General features: G+C 50.7%; 14 protein-coding genes. 7 read left to right on the top strand and 7 right to left on the bottom strand.

Annotated features, from left to right (window positions below):
- Positions 1–262 precede the first annotated feature (262 nt).
- The 6 genes from MKFW12EY_RS06075 to MKFW12EY_RS23255 all read left to right on the top strand — a co-directional run bounded on the left by MKFW12EY_RS06075 (position 263) and on the right by MKFW12EY_RS23255 (position 6080).
- Positions 263–1573 carry a tyrosine-type recombinase/integrase gene (locus MKFW12EY_RS06075; protein ID WP_221054181.1) on the top strand — a complete coding sequence of 437 codons (1311 nt, stop codon included), beginning with the start codon at positions 263–265 and terminating at the stop codon, positions 1571–1573.
- Between the two features lie 189 nt (positions 1574–1762).
- Positions 1763–1969, top strand: a complete 207-nt coding sequence (locus MKFW12EY_RS06070; protein ID WP_221054180.1) for a hypothetical protein — start codon at positions 1763–1765, stop codon at positions 1967–1969.
- A gap of 157 nt (positions 1970–2126) precedes the next feature.
- The gene (locus tag MKFW12EY_RS06065; RefSeq protein WP_082409576.1) at positions 2127–2990 is read left to right on the top strand and encodes a toprim domain-containing protein; all 864 of its coding nucleotides are present in this window, start codon (positions 2127–2129) and stop codon (positions 2988–2990) included.
- Entirely contained in the window at positions 2983–5079 is a 2097-nt protein-coding gene (locus MKFW12EY_RS06060) for a DUF927 domain-containing protein (protein ID WP_221054179.1), read from the top strand. The genes MKFW12EY_RS06065 and MKFW12EY_RS06060 overlap by 8 nt, the downstream gene beginning before the upstream one ends.
- Entirely contained in the window at positions 5072–5881 is an 810-nt protein-coding gene (locus tag MKFW12EY_RS06055) for a hypothetical protein (RefSeq protein ID WP_221054178.1), read from the top strand. Before MKFW12EY_RS06060 ends, MKFW12EY_RS06055 begins: the two co-directional genes overlap by 8 nt.
- Positions 5772–6080: a hypothetical protein gene (locus MKFW12EY_RS23255; RefSeq protein WP_425334041.1), complete on the top strand. Its 309-nt coding sequence runs from the start codon at positions 5772–5774 to the stop codon at positions 6078–6080. The genes MKFW12EY_RS06055 and MKFW12EY_RS23255 overlap by 110 nt, the downstream gene beginning before the upstream one ends.
- Before the next feature lie 4 nt (positions 6081–6084).
- Here MKFW12EY_RS23255 and MKFW12EY_RS06050 read toward each other — a convergent pair whose 3' ends face one another.
- The 6 genes from MKFW12EY_RS06050 to hsdR form a co-directional block, all read right to left on the bottom strand.
- Positions 6085–7365, bottom strand: coding sequence for a hypothetical protein (locus MKFW12EY_RS06050; RefSeq protein ID WP_054758267.1), 1281 nt, complete (start codon positions 7363–7365; stop codon positions 6085–6087).
- Between the two features lie 42 nt (positions 7366–7407).
- Positions 7408–8220, bottom strand: coding sequence for an HNH endonuclease (locus MKFW12EY_RS06045; protein ID WP_082409575.1), 813 nt, complete (start codon positions 8218–8220; stop codon positions 7408–7410).
- 78 nt (positions 8221–8298) lie between these two features.
- Positions 8299–9969, bottom strand: coding sequence for a restriction endonuclease subunit S (locus MKFW12EY_RS06040; RefSeq protein WP_221054177.1), 1671 nt, complete (start codon positions 9967–9969; stop codon positions 8299–8301).
- On the bottom strand, positions 9966–10991 hold the full coding sequence (locus MKFW12EY_RS06035; RefSeq protein WP_054758263.1) for a PDDEXK nuclease domain-containing protein: 1026 nt from the start codon (positions 10989–10991) through the stop codon (positions 9966–9968). Before MKFW12EY_RS06035 ends, MKFW12EY_RS06040 begins: the two co-directional genes overlap by 4 nt.
- Entirely contained in the window at positions 10988–12445 is a 1458-nt protein-coding gene (locus tag MKFW12EY_RS06030) for an N-6 DNA methylase (protein WP_054758262.1), read from the bottom strand. The genes MKFW12EY_RS06035 and MKFW12EY_RS06030 overlap by 4 nt, the downstream gene beginning before the upstream one ends.
- Before the next feature lie 3 nt (positions 12446–12448).
- The gene (gene hsdR, locus MKFW12EY_RS06025; protein ID WP_221054176.1) at positions 12449–14914 is read right to left on the bottom strand and encodes an EcoAI/FtnUII family type I restriction enzme subunit R; all 2466 of its coding nucleotides are present in this window, start codon (positions 14912–14914) and stop codon (positions 12449–12451) included.
- Positions 14915–15373: 459 nt separating this feature from the next.
- Here hsdR and MKFW12EY_RS06020 point away from each other — a divergent pair, with 459 nt between their 5' ends.
- Positions 15374–16564 carry a tyrosine-type recombinase/integrase gene (locus MKFW12EY_RS06020; RefSeq protein ID WP_054758261.1) on the top strand — a complete coding sequence of 397 codons (1191 nt, stop codon included), beginning with the start codon at positions 15374–15376 and terminating at the stop codon, positions 16562–16564.
- 55 nt (positions 16565–16619) lie between these two features.
- Here MKFW12EY_RS06020 and MKFW12EY_RS06015 read toward each other — a convergent pair whose 3' ends face one another.
- On the bottom strand, positions 16620–18023 hold the full coding sequence (locus MKFW12EY_RS06015) for a Fic family protein (RefSeq protein WP_221054175.1): 1404 nt from the start codon (positions 18021–18023) through the stop codon (positions 16620–16622).
- Between the last annotated feature and the right edge of the window lie 108 nt (positions 18024–18131).

Genomic DNA, 18131 nt, shown 5'->3' with positions numbered 1-18131 from the left:
TTATATTGCTATAAGCCCTTGATTTATTTGGCTCCCCCGGACGGGCTCGAACCGCCGACCTAGTGATTAACAGTCGCAAAATCAACTGTTTTATTGCCATTGATCATTATTCCTGAAAATTTTCAAACAATTGAAAAATAATAATTATTAATGATAGACACTGTTTTGATCGTTGATTGACATTCCTAAATGCGCCTATAATTTGCCTACAAATTGCCTACATGAATTTTTGTGTAGAACCCTGTGACGAGGTAATCACTGTATGGCAACAACCAAGCTATCTGGCTCAAAAATCGACAAAGCGCAGCCGGAATCCGGCAAGGCTCAAACCTTTATCTGGGATACATCTGCGCCGGGCTTAGCTCTTCGCATAACACAGGCCGGTGGCAAGGCTTACATTTTCGAGAGTCGTTTCAATGGCAAAACCTTGAGAATGACCATCGGCGACGTTAAAACCTGGAGTCTTGCTGATGCACAAGCCGAGGCCCGCCGTCTGCAAACTTTGATTGACGCGGGTACCGACCCGCGCCAAGCAAAAGCAGAAAAGATCGCCAAGGCTGAGGCCGCCAAGGAACTGGCTAAAGTTAAGGCTATGCGGAACAGTATTTTGGTTCAACAGGTATGGGACGAGTACGTGGCGAAGAAGTCACCTCGCTGGAGTCATCATCACGTTATCGACCATGCAAAAGTATCTGCACCCGGCGGACAACCCAAAAAACGTGGTGGTGGCGTCACCGTGCAAGGCGTTCTCTACCCGCTTTTGCAAATGCGCATGATCGACATTAACGCCGACGTACTGGAGCACTGGCAAACCCTGGAATCCGAAACCCGCGCCACCTCTGCCCGCCATGGCTTTGTACTGTTCCGAACGTTCTGGAACTGGTGCGCTGAACAGAAAGCCTATCAATCCATCATTGACCCGCTGGCCATCACCAAGGAAGTGCGAGCAGTTGTTCCTAAGGCAGGCACCAAAAAAGCCGACGTGCTACAACGGGTCCATTTAAAAGACTGGTTTGAAGCAGTGCGAAACCTCAGTAACCCGGTTATTGCCGCATACCTCCAAGGCTTGCTGTTGACCGGAGCACGGCGCGAAGAATTGGCCGAATTGAAGTGGTCGGACGTGGATTTCAAGCTAGGCGCCATGTGGCTCAAAGACAAGGTGGACGACGAAGGTCGAATGATTCCCTTGCCGCCCTATCTGGCCTCTCTGATAACCGGATTGCCGCGCCGGAACGAATGGGTATTTAGCAGCCCTAACGCAGCGGACGGTAAGCTTGCGGAGCCTAGGATTGCCCACAATCGCGCTCTCGATGCTGCCGGCCTTGAACATGTCACCTTGCACGGCTTACGCCGCACGTTTGCCAGTTTGGCCGAATGGGTAGAAATGCCGGTTGGCGTTGTCGCGCAAATCATGGGGCACAAACCGAACGCAACCGCTGAGAAGCATTACAAAACTCGTCCGCTGGAGTTGCTGGCAATCTGGCATGGCAAGTACGAAGCCTGGATTCTGGAGCAGGCTAGCATCGAGTTTGCTCAAGTTGAACTATCTCAAGGCTTACGAGTGATCAAATAGATTTGCATTGATAAAAAAATCGATCAATTGTCCTTAATAACTCTCCGAAAAATCCAGCCTCGCACCCACGACATCAAACGTAATTTAAAAATTAACGTAAATCTACAAAAAAAGATTGACAGGATTTGACCCTTGTCGCCTAGCCTCGGTTAATGGGGAACCTCTATTAATGTTTAAGAGGTTAACCTCATGGCAGATTATTTCCCGCCCATTGAATTGGTCACCAGCCCTACGGTTCCAACCGAGCAAGCTGCGTATTACTTAAATCGCAAATCTCAAACTTTACGAAAGTGGGCCTGTTTGGAAAACGGCCCTATTCGCCCGCGTCGAGTAAATGGTCGCCTGGGTTGGAGCGTATCCGAGCTCAAGGCACTGGTTGCAGACCAAGCTGTTTAAGGTGGCAAGATGGCAGACAAGCAAATAACCGCACCAGTCGGACAACTGGCAATTGCGTCTGAATCAATCCGGCACTCCCACTCTTTTCCAATCGATTACCGCGTAAAAGCCACTCTATACCGTCTAGCCCCGTGGCTCTATTTTTTGGGGGTGTTGCATGGTTAATGTTGACGCTACTGAATCATTCAAAACAGCAATGGCGGATGCAAATATTGTCGTCTATGAGCCGATAATTGCTGACGGTCACCTGCACCGTGTTTACGTTGAAGGCGACAAACGTGGCACCAAAAACGGCGCATATATTCTCCATCTAGATGGCAAGCCGGCTGGCTGGGCGCATCACTTCAGAACAGGAGCGACGATTACCTGGTCGGTCAATGGCAATCGTCAACGGATGACCAAGGCCATGCGCCGACAGATCGATGAAGAACGTCTCAGGCAGCAACAAGAGCGCGAAATGCGGCAGGCGAAGGTAGCATTGAGGGCCCGTTACATCTGGCGCAGGGTTATACCGCTACAACTGCGAACCCATCCGTATCTGATCCGCAAGCACATCGATTCATTTGGTTTGAAAATCGACCGGCATGGTGTACTGATCGTACCGATATACAACATCGACAACGCGTTGGTGAACCTGCAATTTATCGACGCCGACGGCAATAAGCGCTTTTTGGCAGGCGGCAGAAAGGCTGGCTGCTTTTCAACGATTGGTACTTATCGACAAGGCGATCCGCTGATTGTCTGCGAAGGCTGGGCAACCGGCGCATCGATTCATCAAGACTGTGGTCACTTTGTTGTCGTAGCAATGGACGCTGGAAACCTAGAGCCAGTGGCTCGGGCGTTTCGTATGCTCAACGCCAACGCCGACATTATTATCGCCGGTGACAACGATGTGTCTGGCGTTGGCCAGTCAGCCGCCCGAAAGGCAGCGCTGGCGGTCGGTGGTAGATACATGATCCCGCCGACGATCGGCAACGATTGGAACGACGAATTGAGCGTCAAGGCGGTGAGTCGTGCGTAACGAGAATATTCTTGACGAACCGACACAAGGGGTGTTCGACGTATTGGACGAAGACTGTCAATTGATGGCTGAAAAAACGGTGTCAAGTTCCGTCGGTTCCGTCAATAGTATCGAATGTGATACTTCGCCGTTAGAGCCCTCTTCAAATGTGCAGCCTAATGATCAGGAGAAAGCCAAACGCAAATCGTCAGGCATCGCAAAAAACGGCGGAACTCACGGAACCGCCGCAATCAATTGTAACAACGAGGGAGCTTCGGTTCCGCCAGCAAAGAACGATGACGGAACCCGCGGAACCGTCGAATTAAGCGCCAGCTTTTCCGAGGCCTTGGCTGCTGCGATTGATCCGTTACAACAAGAATCTGACGACCTGGAGCGCTTGAGCTTCGACGATTTGTCGTTGCCTTGTTTTCTGGTTAAGGATGACTGGTTCGATCTTGGTGGAAAACGCCGACCTGGCGTGTGGTATTGCTATCAAACCGAAGGTACCGAGAGGAAACCGCCGGCAAATCATGCATCGTTCATCTGTTCGCCGTTGTATGTCGAAGGTGTCACCAATACCGAAAGCGGTCAATACTTCGGGCGCTTGCTCAGATTCCGCGACACCTTGGGCCGTTGGCGGAATTGGGCCATGCCAATGGAGATGCTTCGCGGATCATGCGAGGAGCTTCGCGGTGAATTACTGGCCTCCGGCGTCGAAATCGATTTCCGCAACCGTCAAAAGCTGGCCGATTATCTGCAATGGCGAGTGCCGCGCCACGTCTGGACAGCAGCGACCCGCACCGGCTGGACGAGCAAAGGCGGCGCCTTTGTCTTGCATGATCGCATTATTGGTGACGAGCGTGTCCACTTTCAGAGCGAAAGCATGAACGGAACTGGTGCGACACGAGTGGGTGGCGATTATCTGCAATGGCAGAAGATGGCGGGCTACTGTCAGGGAAATCCGGTACTGATGGCCTCGATTGGAGTCGCATTGTCCGGCCCCCTTCTGGCCAAAACTCACCGCGATAGTGGTGGCGTACATTGGGTGGGCGACAGTTCCACCGGCAAAACTACCGCGCTATGTCTTGGCGCTTCGGTATGGGGCGGCGAAGACCTTAAACGTACTTGGCGAGCCACCAGCAACGGTTTGGAAGGCGTAGCGGCGCTGCTGTCTGATACCTGCTTATGCCTCGACGAAATCAATGAAGCTGATCCTCGCGAAATTGGGGCTATTGTTTACAGTCTTGGTAACGGCACCGGCAAGACCAGAGCCAACCGCGTCGGATCGGCACGGGATGCACATCGCTGGCGTCTGTCGTTGCTGTCTACCGGCGAACGATCTATTTCAGCAGCGATGCAGGAAGGTGGCAAGCAGGCAAAAGCGGGACAACTGGTGCGCCTACTCAACATTCCGGCCAACCGAACTTATGGTGTGTTTGATGACTTGCATCACTTTGAAGATGGGCGACCTATGTCTGATTTCTTTAAGACCGAATGCGCTAGACATTACGGCCACGCCGGACCAAAGTTTGTCGAGCATATTCTCAGCCTGGAGAAAAAAGGGGATGCCGACTTTGGCGGCATCCTTGCCAAGATTGAACAGCAATTTCAACATGGCGACAGCCAAGCGGCGCGGGCGGCTTCCCGATTTGCTTTGTATGCGATGGCAGCTGAACTGGCGATTGATGCAGGAATTCTGCCTTGGACACCAGGCGCAGCACTCGATGCCTGTAAGGTAATGTTTGACCAATGGCAAACCATGCGCGGCACCGGTGCCACCGAGCATAAACAGATATTGCAGAGCGTGGCCGATTACATCCTAAAGCACGGCGATACTCGATTCACCGAGAAGACCAGCAACGAACCGCCAAAGTTGGAACGAGCAGGCTGGTACACCGAGCGCGAAGGGTGCAGGGTGTATCTGTTTACATCGCAGGCGCTGCGGGAGGCAGGCGGTAACTTTGATATAAAACGAGTTCTTGATGCCTTGGATACCGCCGGCTGGATAGCTGAGCGCGATCATAACGAACGTAGTAAGAGGACTGTGGTTTCTGGCGCCAACAAACCGCGTCTGTACTGGATTCAACCCATGGAGGGCGATCATGCTTGAGCATTTATTTTTGAATTTACCCGCTCAGGTTCCGCCAGTTCCGCCGCGCAAAATGAACCACGGAACTTCTCAAGCCACGTCGCCACTGGGGGTTCCGCCGGTTCCGCTGGTTCCGTCAGACAAAACGAGCATCAAGCAGAAAGTCGAGCTATCGGCCAGTGATCGTCAGAAGCTACTCGATTACTTAGCAGTCATTGGCGAATACGATCCCTGCATCATCGATGAACTCCTCGGGGAACGCAGTAAGGATGCGACAACCCTGACAGCGGCGCTAAGCCATGCAGAGGATGTCCTGAACCTGAAACACGACGACACAACCGGCTTAGCGCAATGTTCAAACTGTGGACAATTAGCCGGCGACGCTTGTCAATTTAAGAATTGGCGCGTCGTGGTCAATAAATGGCGGCGCTGTAGTGACTTCACTCCGCTCCAGAAACCCAAAGCCTCGGGCCTAATCACCTGCCAGTCATGCAGCCATTTCCAGAGCTTCAACACCCACGGACGCGGCGCGGGTGTTTGTGGCGCTGGCGTTAAACCATACGGCACATACTGGTGGTTTGATTCCCTGCACTCCTGTAACCAATTTGTTCAGAAGACCCAAAATGAACATCAACCCCATGCAAAGCGCGCATTTGGCGCCAAGGTGCGCTGCTTATGCCCGAACGACCGGCAACCCCTGCCGGTCACCTGCCATGGCGAATGGGCGCTGTCGCATGCACGGTGGCAAGGCAACTGGCGCGCCTACCGGAAAAGCCAACGGAAATTACAAACACGGAAAACGGACTCAGGAAAAAATCGATGAACGCCTTGAAATCAAAGCGCTTTGCCGCAGTGCCGGTCAAAATACGCGATACACTCGGCAGCAGTTGGGTATCTTCAGAGAACACGCCAAAACACTAGGCGTTCGCTGGCAAAAATTGTGGACTCTATGTTGCCGGGATGATGGAGGCGCGGCGTTAACGCTTTTTATAGCGAAAAGGCTACAAGCGATTAGCAGTTGAAATCTCACCGATCAGGAATTCCGGCCTGGGAGTTCTCCGCTGCGGCCAAAAATTCGTTATACGCCTTATCCCAGTCAATTTTATTGAAGGCCGACTTCACCAAATCCAGAAAATTATCCTGACTTAGCGTTTCGTACGTAAAATCCATATAACGCTCTTCAAGCCTCATGTCTTGCACCAACGTCTCCGCAACTGGAAAAACTCTATCCAACTGGTCATTCAACCATAGCCGAGCATCATCTTCCGCGGGATCGCCCCATATTTGCCCCATCAATGCATCAGGAGGGGATTTCAAGACAATCGGCACGTAATACTCAACGATTTGCTGCCGGGTTTTATCCAGGTATGCTTGCAACTCGTCCTTTACCATTGCCTGATGCTGTTCCAATTCAGCACGAAACACAGCCAAGCGATTAGCCAACAATGTTTTTTTGGATTTCAGCACGACCCGCCCATGGTCCTTTCCGAGTCTGGGTGTGAGATCGCTACGAATCTCGTTCAACTTGGCTTCAAGCGGTTTGGAGGACAACTGGCTGTCTTTCTCGATTAATTCAATCGTTGTTTTTAAACGGCCTTCCAACTCACTTGCACCGCCAAGCTGTTGTATCTTAGCCGGGATCGTTAACCGAAATCGTTGTATTGCCGCGCCCGTCAACTTCAACTCGACATACTGCAAGTAAGGCTCAAAAACCCGCACCTGCCGGGCCAAATCAAAATTGGTAGCCGGTACGTCCACCAAGTTGCGCCCAATCGTCGCCACCTGCTCTTCGGTGACCGGACTGGAGCCGACATCGAGTGGCAGATTCTCAATACGTTTTTTCTCTTCCGGCGTTTTGGCTTGCGCCATGGCAATGACTTTGGCGACTGGCGATAGTCTTGCCAAAGCTTCCGCAACCTGATCATCCGACATCCGAATGGCGTTGGACGCATTGGCGCTCTTAGCTTCAGCTTCCAGATACAGCGCAGTCGGCGTAAAGATAAAGCCACGGTTATCGACAATTACCAGGGATGTCCGCAGCCCTGGGGAATTGTTGACGGAAATACCCGCGTCACGCAACAATTCCACGGCTTGAAAATCACCATAGCCCATCCGAATCACCCGCTCGTCAAAATCAAGTGATACCGTAATCATTTCCGGCCCAAGTCGATCAGCGCATTTGAGCATTGCCTTCGCAACGGGTAACCGAATCCCTGGCGCTGCGAAACAGACAGCTTGTTGTGCCTCGACAACCAAACGCGCAATCTCGTCTGTATCCAAGTGGCAGAAAAATGCATCGTTACCCATTCCCGAATTTCTCCCTTACATAACGCCAAATACAGCGACGATTCAACTAAATAAAGCGATATAGCGCGGCATAATTTTGCTCCTGAGTTCGTCCACTGCCAGCGGCGGATCGCTTTGGTGGACCATACTATGACAATTGGGACACAGCGGAACCAAATCCTTTTCCGGATCGATCTCGTAACTTTCCTTGATCGCATGCAACGGGACTACGTGGTGGACGTGAATATAATCTCGGCCAAGATCAGGCCCGTAGACATGGGCCATATTCAGCCCGCAGGCTTTACAACTGGCGCCATGAAGTTCAATGCACCTTCTTCGCGCCGAAGGGTCTCGCTCGTAGCGATTGACAGTTACCTGTTGGATAGTGCCTTCCATATACGGGTGCGATGAAACATTGACGTCATCAGGATAAATCATCGAACCGTTACCGATCAGTCTTGACCATAGCGTTTCTAGTTGCAAGTGATTCCCGGTACAAGGAGTTCCCGAAGATCGGGGCGTGAACATGCGGGGAGGAACTTTAAGCTTTGACGCCAATTCCTGATGCGAAATAACCACTTTTGAAGGTGACTTGGCCAAGTAATCGAATCTAACCAAAACATACCAGGCACGTTTACTCGGATCTTCAAAGTCGTCATCCTGATAGGCATCAGATATGATTTTTCCGGAGCCGATCAAACCCGGAAACTGCTGACCGGTTCTGGACAAGAACACTCGATCGCCAATATTGCATTGTTTATGCGATGCGCATTTCCACCTATTTGTAACCTCCTTGCCAGCCGCAAAGTCATCCATCAACTTTTGCAGTTCGCTTTCCGGCCACTTGTCTTTGTTCCAGGTCAGGATGTAAATCATGCATTTCCTGCTTGAAAGAGTGATTTTTTGCGTTGAACTAGCTTAACCGCCGTATGCTAAGCCAACTTAATTTATCGATCATGCTGCTTGCTCGGCGGGCAACAAGGCTTGGTGTAGCACGGCTTCCAGCAAGCGGCGACTGTCGGCGGCGGTATCGGCGAGCTGGGTTTCCAGTTGATCGCACAGCGCCATCAGTTCGTCGACTTTGGCGACGATGCGGTGTTGTTCGGCTAATGGTGGGAGAGGAACTGGAAATTCATTCATTGCCTTGAGTGAAAGATTCTTAATGGTTGTTCCAGTAGCACCTAGCAACGCATATTCGAGAAAATACGGACTTTCAATAAGCAGTTTTATGTAGTACTTATTGATGGAGCTAGATAAGTTGAAATAACAAGCGCTTTTGCCTAGAACGACCTCTTCGTTATTGTAGAAGGCGACGTTTCCAAGAGTACCGTTAATTGAAACCAATACCGTGTTTGTTGACATTGGTTTTTTGTGCTTCTGCATTTCTTCGAATGAAACAGTTTTCGTATTCGATTTGATTACAATTTTTCCATCGGCCAAATTATTGCCATTGATAAAAAAATAATTTGTTCCATCCGTATATATCGGTGTGCCGTGTATGCCATCACCGAGTACAAAAGCTAACGACCTAAGCCTCGCCCATTCCCAATTAAATGGCAAAATAAATGGTTTTTCATCGCTCTTTACTGGTGGTAATGGTTTTGCCTTTCTATAAGATCTATTAACTTGATGATCATTTATTTCCTTCTCGATTCGTTTAGACAACTTAGCTGCCGGTTCATCATTCGGATCTTGCGGGACGAGTTTGCCGCGGACGGCGAGGTTGAGGATGGTTTGGCGTAGTTGCTTGATGTGTTCCGGGCGGGTGGTCAGCCGCGGCAGGTGGTTGAACAAGAAGCGGGCGCTTTCGCGTTGGGTGTCCGGAGTATTGGCTTCGGTGCCGGCGACGGCTGGGTTCAGGCAGTGCAGGCTGGCGGCCACCAAACGGTCACGGTGTTGCTCGCGTTCGGTTTGCGCTGCCTGCAACTGGTCGCACAGCGCCATCAGTTCATCGACTTTGGCGACGATGCGGTGTTGTTCGGCGAGAGGTGGTAAAGGAATTGGAAGTCGGATAGCATTTGCTACAGTTACCTGGGGCTGAGCAGTGCCACTAACAATTTTTTCTTTATTTGAAACTGTAAGGACTGAATAAAAATACCGAATATTGCATTTATTTGGAGCAAAAAATTGACAAACAATTGAGTTGTTCGTTACATAGCAATTTGGTGGTGAAATATTTGGCGTTCCGCTATAAGCCCCCCGACATGAAATAAGTAACATCTCGTCTTTGTAAAGAAATTCAGAGTACTTGCCTATAACTCCATTTGCGCCAAAGACATCATATCCGGATGGAAGAAGATCAGTTGTTGGCAGTAGTTTTCCATACACCAAATCTGTTACATCATTGAGATACACCCAAATCCAGCCTTCAGGGATTGTATGCGGCATTACCTCCGCATTGATTGGAGGTAATGCCTGTTGTGTTTTGATACTTCGTTCCAGAATCAACCGGGATTTTTCACTTTGAATCTGTCTCAACAATTCGCTCGCCGGCTCATCATTCGGGTCTTGCTCGACCAGCTTCCCCCGCACCGCCAAATCCAGAATAAACCGGCGCAAACGCGCTATCGCATCCGGCGCTTCGCTGATGCGTTCAAAGTGTTGCAGCAGTTGTTCCGGGTTCATGCGTTGTCTCCACTGGCTGAATCTTCGTCGCCGGCTGACGCATTGAGTTGGTAGAACTCGTGCAGCTTGGCTTGCAGCAGGGCTTTGTCGGGCAATTGGGTTTGGTATTCGGCGATCAGCGCCGGCGACAGGCTGCGGCTGAGGGCGTATTCCACCACTTCCGTATCCTTGCTGGCGCAGAGCAGCACGCCGATGGCTGGTTGTTCGTGCGGCTTTTTGACGTCGCGGTCCAGGGCTTCCAGATAAAACTCCAGCTTGCCCAGATATTCCGGCTCGAAACGGCCGACTTTGAGTTCGATCGCAACCAGACAGTTGAGGCCACGGTGGAAGAACAACAAATCCAGCGCGAAATCACGGCCACCGACCTGCAACGGGAATTGGCTGCCGACAAAGCAAAAATCCCGACCCAGCTCGATCAAAAATTGTTTGAGCTGGTTTACCAAGCCTTGATGCAGATCGGCTTCCAAGTGGCCGGGCGGCAGATCGAGAAATTCCACCAGATAGCTGTCCTTGAACACGTTAATGGCTTCGGGATGAATTTGTGACAGCACTGCTGACACATTTGGCGGATTAAGGACGGTGCGCTCGAACAAGGCGGTTTTAAACTGGCGCTCCAGTTCGCGGCTGCTCCACTGTTCCTTTATTGCTAGGCGCAGGTAAAACTCGCGTTCTTCCGCGCGTTTACTCTGGTTGAGGATGATTAGATTATGGGTCCACGGTAATTGTCGTGCCAGCGGTGCGACTTTTTCATCGTCGCGGTAGGCTTCGTAAAACTGCCGCATGCGAAACAGGTTGCGAGCAGTAAAACCCCGCAAGCCGGGCTGGGTCTGCGCGATATGCCGAGCCAGTTGCGGCACCACCGCGTCGCCCCATTCGGCGGCTTCGATCTTGCGACTGATGATCTGACCGACTTGCCAGTACAAGTCGATCAAGGCTGTGTTAACCGCCTGCACGGCGCGTTGACGCGCGGCGGCGATCAGTTGGGTGATTTCGCTGAAGTCGTTGGCAACCGGTTGATTCATCGCAGCAGCGCCTCGGCCAGAATCGATTTGAGTTGATCGCGCAATGCCGTTACCCGCTGTTCGTCGTGTTCCAGCTTAGTCAGAATTTCTTGCGGGTCGCCGTGGTCGTCGGCCACGTTATGCGGGTTTTTATAGTCCAGGTTGTAGTTGCGGGCCTTGATGTCGTCGATAGTAACTTTCCAGGCGCGCTCGGTTTCCTGGCGGCCCTCTCGAGTTGCGCCGCCCCACCAATCGACGCAGTCTTGCAGGTGTTCGACGCGGATGGGTTTGGTCATCGAATAGGCTTTTTGGGTGGCCGGCACTTGATGCTCGTAAAACCAAACCTCCTCGGTGGGTTGGCCTTTGTCGAAGAACAGCAAATTGGTGCCGATGCTGGCGTAAGGCTTGAACACGCTGTTGGGCAGGCGGACGATAGTGTGCAGGTTACATTCTTGCAACAGATGTTCTTTCAGGCGGGTTTTGACGCCTTCGCCGAATAGCGAACCATCCGGCAACACGATGGCGGCACGGCCACCGGGTTTGAGCAAACGGATGAACAAGGCCAGGAACAGGTCGGCGGTTTCCTTGGTGCGAAACTGGGCCGGAAAGTTGGTTTCGATGCCGTCTTCCTCGCGGCCACCGAACGGTGGATTGGTCAGGATGATGTCGACGCGGTCACCCTGCCCCCAGCTGATGTAAGGCCGGGCCAGGGTATTGTCGTGGCGGACGAAGCTGGGGTCTTCGATGCCGTGCAGCAGCATGTTGGTGACGCAGAGCATGTGCGGCAGCTGTTTTTTCTCCACTGCGCGCAGACTGGCTTGCAGAGCTTGTTCATCTTCGACCTTTTTGACGTAACGGTCGCGCATGTGGCGAATGGCGCAGGTTAAAAAGCCACCGGTACCGCAACTGGGATCGAACAGAATTTCGCCGGGTTTGGGATCGATGCGGTCGACCATGAAGGCGGTGACGGCGCGCGGTGTGTAATATTCGCCGGCATTGCCGGCGCTTTGCAGGTCGTTGAGCAGTTGTTCGTAGATGTCGCCAAAGTGTTTACGTTCGGCCAGGTCGTTGAAATCGACGGTGCTGATTTTGTTGATGACCTGGCGCATCAACTGGCCGGATTTCATGTAGTTGTAGGCATCCTCGAACACGCTTTTGACGACGCGGATGCGGTTGGCTTGTTTACCGAACACCAGTAAATCCTTGAGGGCCGGAAACAGTTCGGTGTTGATGAAGGCCATCAACGCCTCGCCGGTAATGCCTTCCGCATCGGCGGCCCAGTTGCGCCATTGGTATTTAGCCGGAATCGGCGACTGGTAATCGTCCTGCATCAATTCCAGTTGTTGGTCCTGGTCGTCGATGATCTTTAAAAAAAACATCCAGCACAATTGCGACAGACGTTGGGCATCGCCATCGACGCCGACATCCTGACGCATGATGTCTTGAATGGATTTAACGGTATTGCGGGCTGACATGGTTTAAGCGGTTTCGTCGTAGAGGGCGGCTTGCAACTCATGAACGGCGCGTTCGAAGTTGGCTTTGCCGCCGAATTGTTTAATCAGTTGAATCGGCATGCCCATGGTATTGAAGGGTGCGATTTCCAGTATTTTGACATTATCCAAACCGGCGACGACGCCTTCATCCTGGTATTTGTCGAGCAAGGCTTCCAGCACGGCGCGGGCCTGGTCGCCGTATTTGGTAAACACGTCGCGCTTTTTGACATTGTTGGCGCGTTCGCGGCGGGTCAAGGCCGGACGATCAAAGGCAATGTGGCAAATCAAATCGAACGGATCCAGGTCTTTGCCGACTTCTTCCAACAATGGGTCGAGCAGCAAGCCTTCTTCCGCGAGTTCCTCGATAATCGCCTCTTTGCGTTCGGCGCTTTTCCAGCGCTTCAGGAACTGGTCGAGACTGGCGTAATGGGCGCGGATGGCGTTACGGGAATAGTCACGCAGCGATTCGGTAATCAGCTTGCCGTTTTCGTCGAGGTATTCGATGCGCTCTTTCAGGACGTTAACGGGTTTGCCTTTGACGCGGTATTTGGGCGTAGGCTCCGAAATGACCGGTGGCTCTTCGTCGTTGGGCGGATCGAGCAGCACTTCTTCATCCTTGCCCGGTTGTTCGGGAATAGGTTCATCAAGGTCGCTGGAAGGCGGAATATCGTCGGGCGGCGTGACCGGGTCATCTTCTTTGGGTTCGTAGATTTGTACCGGTTCGCCGTCGAAGGCTTTGTCGGCAAAATGCGCACTGGCTTGGCGAAAATCGACCAGGGTGAAATAGAATTTTTGCAAGTCTTCGTAGAGCCGGGTGCCGCGGCCGAGGATTTGCTTGAATTCGGTCATCGAGCCGACCGGGCGATCAATGACGATTAACTTACAGGTTTGAGCATCAACACCGGTCGATAACAGACGCGAGGTGGTTACGATGACCGGGTATTTGGACTCGGGGTCGATAAAGTTATCGAGTTGCGCCACGCCTATGGCATCGTCGCCTGTAATCCGCATAATGTAGCGATCGTTTTTTAGTACCTCGTCCTGGTTTTCCAGGATCAACGCTTGCCGCATCAGGGCAGCATGCTCGGTATCGACGCAAAAGACGATGGTTTTTTGGTAGCGGTCGCCGCTTTGCTTCAAGTAATCGGAAATCCATTTGGCGACGCGTTGGGTACGGCTGTCGATGATGATAGTGCGGTCGAAGTCCTTGATATTGTAAATACGGTCGTCAATCAAGATGCCTTGTTGGTCGGTCTCGCCCTTCTTCGGCCGGTAGCCTTCGACGTCGATGTCCAGATGCACTTTGATGACTTTGTAGGGCGCCAGGAAGCCGTCGCTGATACCTTGCTTGAGCGAGTAGGTGTAAACCGGTTCACCAAAATAATGGATATTAGAAACGTATTCGGTTTCCTTGGGTGTGGCGGTTAGACCAATCTGGGTAGCCGGTTTGAAGTGCTCCAGAATCTCGCGCCAGGCCGAATCCTCGGCAGCACTGCCTCGATGACATTCGTCGATGATGATCAAATCGAAAAAGTCCGCGGATAGTTCACGGTAAATCTTTTGCCGATCTTCTGGGCCGGTCAGGGCTTGATACAGGCCCAAGTAAATTTCGTAGGCGGTATCAATGCGACGCTTACTATCTATAGCCGTGGTCAAATCGAGGAACGTGCCATCATCGCGTTCGATGGTTTTGGCATTGGTGCTAAGTTTGGCCATGGCCGGGCCGAACGGGCGGAAGTCGTTGACCATGGTTTGGTTGACCAGCACGTTACGGTCGGCAAGGAATAACACCCGCTTCTGCCGGTGTTGCCGCCAGTTGGACTTCCACAAGCGCCAGATGATTTGGAATGCGGTGTAGGTCTTACCGGTGCCGGTCGCAATCACCAGCAGAATCCGTTCCTGGCCTTTGGCGATGGATTCTATGGTGGCATTGATGGCGTTGCGTTGATAATAACGCGGTTCTTTGCCGCCACCATCATCGTAGTAAGGTTCGAGGACAATGTCTTCCTGGTCTTTATCCAGTTGCTTCCACAGCCTATAACGCTGCCAAAGTTGTGCGGGGCTAGGAAACTGCTCTAGCGCTAAAAGCTGTTCGATGGGTTCTGATCGACCGGTGCGATCATGGAAAAGAAATCCGTCACCGTTGCTGGCGAATACAAAGGGGACATTCAGGACTTTGGCGTAATCCAGCCCCTGTTGCATGCCGTCACCGACACCATGACTATTATCTTTAGCTTCAATGACAGCAAGGGGTAGATGCTGGTAGTACAGAACATAATCAGCGCGTTTGGCTTTACCGCGTGTGACCAGTTTGCCGCGTACGATGACGCGGCCTTTGGTAAACGAGACTTCGCGACGAATCTGGGCGAGTTCGTCCCAGCCGGCTTTAATCAAATTCGGCGTGATGAATTTGGCGCAGATGTCGGCTTCGCTGAGTCCTTTCTTGGTCATCCTGAATTTGCGGGTCGATTACTTGAGACAAGGCGTTGAATTGGCCGCAATGGTCAAGCAACTACCACATAAAATCAAGCCATATTGAAGTTTCAAAAAACGCTAGCGATAAAGCGATATGTCACCAGTGGGCTAGAAACAAGCCGTGAGGGATTGGCGACATTCAGAAGGATTTTGCGAAAATGCCTACAAATTGCCTACACAAAATTGACAGGCAAAAAAAAGGGCTTGACGATTTCTCGTAAGCCCTTGATTTATTTGGCTCCCCCGGACGGGCTCGAACCGCCGACCTAGTGATTAACAGTCGCTAAAGACTATGTTACCACGCATTTCCATATGTTGCATAACATTTCTAAATGCCCGATTATATTGAACTTTATAACATCATCCGTTCATGGTTGTTTCATTCTGTAACCTTATGTTGCGGAATTCAAGTGACCACAAAGTGACCACGAAATTATGTTTACTGACAAATCGATTAAAGGACTTAAGGCAAAACCGTCGGCATATAGACTCTATGAAAAAGGGCCCGACAAAGGCTTTGGCGTTAAAGTGACACCAGCTGGAAGCGTAGCCTTTTTTATTCAATATGCAGGTCCAGATGGCAAACAAAAATTCGCAAGCCTAGGACGGTATCCATCGATTAGCCTATCTGAAGCAAGGGATAAGTGTCGTGAACTGAGACGGGAGATTGATCGCGGAATTGACCCACAATCTCGCATTGAGCTGAGACTTGGCAGCGTAGCCGATTTGTTTGATTACTACATCAAGCACATGGTTGATTCAGGAAAGCGAACTTTTGAAAAAGTCGAGGCAGATCTTCATTACAACTGTAAAGACATTTTGGACTTACAAGCCAAAGACGTAACGCCAGCCCATATAAGAAAAATACTTTACACCATTATTTCGCGAGGCTCGAATGTTCAAGCTAATCGGATTCGATCATACTTAAGAAGAGCATTTGAATTAGGGGTTTATCATGATAACGACCCCAAAAACCTATCAAATGATTTTACCTTTCAAATACAAGCCAACCCTGTCGATGCAATTCCAAAAGATACCAGTGCGGAAGTTGCTGGAGAAAGAGCATTATCATTTTCCGAAATAAAAGTACTTTGGAACGAAACATGCCTTCTTGAGCAATTCCATCTGGCTACAAAACTATTACTGCTATATGGCTGTCGATCTTGGGAGCTCTGCGGCGCAATGAAACATGAGTTTGATTTTGACACCATGATTTGGAGCGCCCCGCCAGAGCGAGTGAAAAACGAACGCTGGCTGATATTGCCTATTACTCCGTTAGCTAAAAAATTACTTGATAAATTATGGCCGTATTCTGGAAACTCTGATTATCTTTTTCCAAGTCGATATAACGAAGAAAAACCGATACACAAAACGTCTTTGGCTCACGCAATCACGCGAATTAGCAGCATCGATACCTTTACCCCGAGAGATTTAAGAAGAACAGTAAAGACTCGTATGGGAGAAATTGGCATTGAAAAAAGCATTAGAGATAGGATACAAAATCATGCTTTAAATGACGTAAGCTCAAAACATTATGATAGATACGATTATTTACAGGAAAAGCGAAGCGCTTTATTAAAATGGGAAAACCACTTAATCGAGTTGAATGGAGATCAAAACGCGTAGTGTTGATTTTTTTAGATCAATAAAGAATTAGCCATTAGTTATTTGTTTGTTCAATTCAATCACAGAATTTTGTTCCTTTTTCCTGCCATACCGAAAACTCTAGAGGACGCAAGCCGAAACGGATAGCATTTCCCGCATGTAACGTCTTGAGTTCGTTTTGTACCAGTTTAATGAACTTCTGCTTGTCTTCCTCAGACACAGAATCCGGAATGCCAGCTAAGATCGATGCTTCGTCTGTCGCCAGTCCATCCCGGACAATGGCTCGTATTACTTCAGCTAGTTCGTTTCGATATCGTAATCGAACAATGTCCGGCGGCACGAGCTGCTGTTGCACGGCGACGTATTGCTGGCATGAACGCTCGTAGGCCCAGATATAGACATCTCTCAACAATTCAATTCGATTCAGTTCATAAATGCCTAGGACCGCGTCCACATAAGCTTGCTGAGGCACGTCGATAAACGACAATGGGCACAGATTGTGTTGAATCAGCGGGATATTGGCCGCCAAGCGCGAAACCCGTTTGTTGACGTCTTCGAAGGGCTGCAGGTAAGGCAAATGCACCATCAGGAAAAATGATTGTTCAAATGGATCGGTGATTTCCGCCGCCATGGTCATGACAATCCCGAACAACTCCTCAATCCGCTGCGGCATCGCAATCGGCAAATAAACACTGCCGCCGATATCGACCGCCCGATTACGCAGTCGACCACAACTCATCGGATCCGCCAACAAGCCATCCGATAAAAAAGCATGTAAGGCAACAACGGTTTCGGCCGTAACGCCGGCATGCTCGGTATCGCGTACCAAATATTCTATGGCCGATTTGTGATTGAGGATCATCTGGGTTTCCATGACATCCTTGCCTTCAGCCGCCTGACCGAATTCAATCAAGCGTTCGGTATCCAGTCGACTGTAGGTATTGCCTTCCAAGCGGGAAGAAGCCCAAGAAAGGTCGATGAGCAGGCGATTCAGAATGTCACGGGCAAACGTGCCCGCCGGGTTTTGTTCAGCCGGCGACCGGCCCAGGGCATGTAATTGTTCGCGTAACCCGGCTGGTAAGTAATAGGTGTCGTTTGGATAATACTGCCCCAGGAAATCAGGCTGATAGCTGACGGGAGACCGTTGCGTTCGAGGTTGGCGAATAGAGGACTTGATCTCTTCGCCTTCTGGCGAAACGGGGATATAGACTTCGTCAAGGTTTTGCCGGTTTTCATCATCGATCGGGAGGACTCCCCTACCCTGACTGGATCCTGCAATTTTATATTTCAGTGCCCGCCCATCGCCTTCGCTAAAAATGCGTTGTTCTGCGATCAATGTGGCCAAGCGGCGCTGTAGCGTACGCCCCTTGATTTCAAAATCTAGCTGTTCTGCAATATCTTTCGCACCGATACCCTCAGGATGCTGGGCAATCAGCTTCTCGATTCGATCCAACTCTTCTGACGAGACTATTTTTGGCATGATTTGATTTTTTGTGTCGCGATTTAGCTTATCGCGCCACTTAATATGTCACCAAATCAATAATCGCGCCATAAAATTTTTAGTGACAAAAAGGCAGCATCTGCACGC

This window comes from Methylomonas koyamae (genome assembly GCF_019669905.1).
Classification (GTDB): domain Bacteria; phylum Pseudomonadota; class Gammaproteobacteria; order Methylococcales; family Methylomonadaceae; genus Methylomonas; species Methylomonas koyamae.
The sequence above is the reverse complement of the archived record's forward strand: the minus strand, read 5'-3'. Positions and strand labels throughout refer to the sequence as shown.

Bases quoted from the DNA above. Each gene is read 5' to 3' on its own strand.
- MKFW12EY_RS06050 (WP_054758267.1), bottom strand. From the start codon at position 7,365: ATGGGTAACGATGCATTTTTCTGCCACTTGGATACAGACGAGATTGCG.
- MKFW12EY_RS06035 (WP_054758263.1), bottom strand. From the start codon at position 10,991: ATGAATCAACCGGTTGCCAACGACTTCAGCGAAATCACCCAACTGATC.
- MKFW12EY_RS06065 (WP_082409576.1), top strand. From the start codon at position 2,127: ATGGTTAATGTTGACGCTACTGAATCATTCAAAACAGCAATGGCGGAT.
- MKFW12EY_RS23255 (WP_425334041.1), top strand. From the start codon at position 5,772: ATGGCGAATGGGCGCTGTCGCATGCACGGTGGCAAGGCAACTGGCGCG.
- MKFW12EY_RS06015 (WP_221054175.1), bottom strand. From the start codon at position 18,023: ATGCCAAAAATAGTCTCGTCAGAAGAGTTGGATCGAATCGAGAAGCTG.
- MKFW12EY_RS06020 (WP_054758261.1), top strand. From the start codon at position 15,374: ATGTTTACTGACAAATCGATTAAAGGACTTAAGGCAAAACCGTCGGCA.
- MKFW12EY_RS06075 (WP_221054181.1), top strand. From the start codon at position 263: ATGGCAACAACCAAGCTATCTGGCTCAAAAATCGACAAAGCGCAGCCG.
- MKFW12EY_RS06045 (WP_082409575.1), bottom strand. From the start codon at position 8,220: ATGATTTACATCCTGACCTGGAACAAAGACAAGTGGCCGGAAAGCGAA.
- MKFW12EY_RS06070 (WP_221054180.1), top strand. From the start codon at position 1,763: ATGGCAGATTATTTCCCGCCCATTGAATTGGTCACCAGCCCTACGGTT.
- hsdR (WP_221054176.1), bottom strand. From the start codon at position 14,914: ATGACCAAGAAAGGACTCAGCGAAGCCGACATCTGCGCCAAATTCATC.
- MKFW12EY_RS06040 (WP_221054177.1), bottom strand. From the start codon at position 9,969: ATGAACCCGGAACAACTGCTGCAACACTTTGAACGCATCAGCGAAGCG.
- MKFW12EY_RS06030 (WP_054758262.1), bottom strand. From the start codon at position 12,445: ATGTCAGCCCGCAATACCGTTAAATCCATTCAAGACATCATGCGTCAG.
- MKFW12EY_RS06055 (WP_221054178.1), top strand. From the start codon at position 5,072: ATGCTTGAGCATTTATTTTTGAATTTACCCGCTCAGGTTCCGCCAGTT.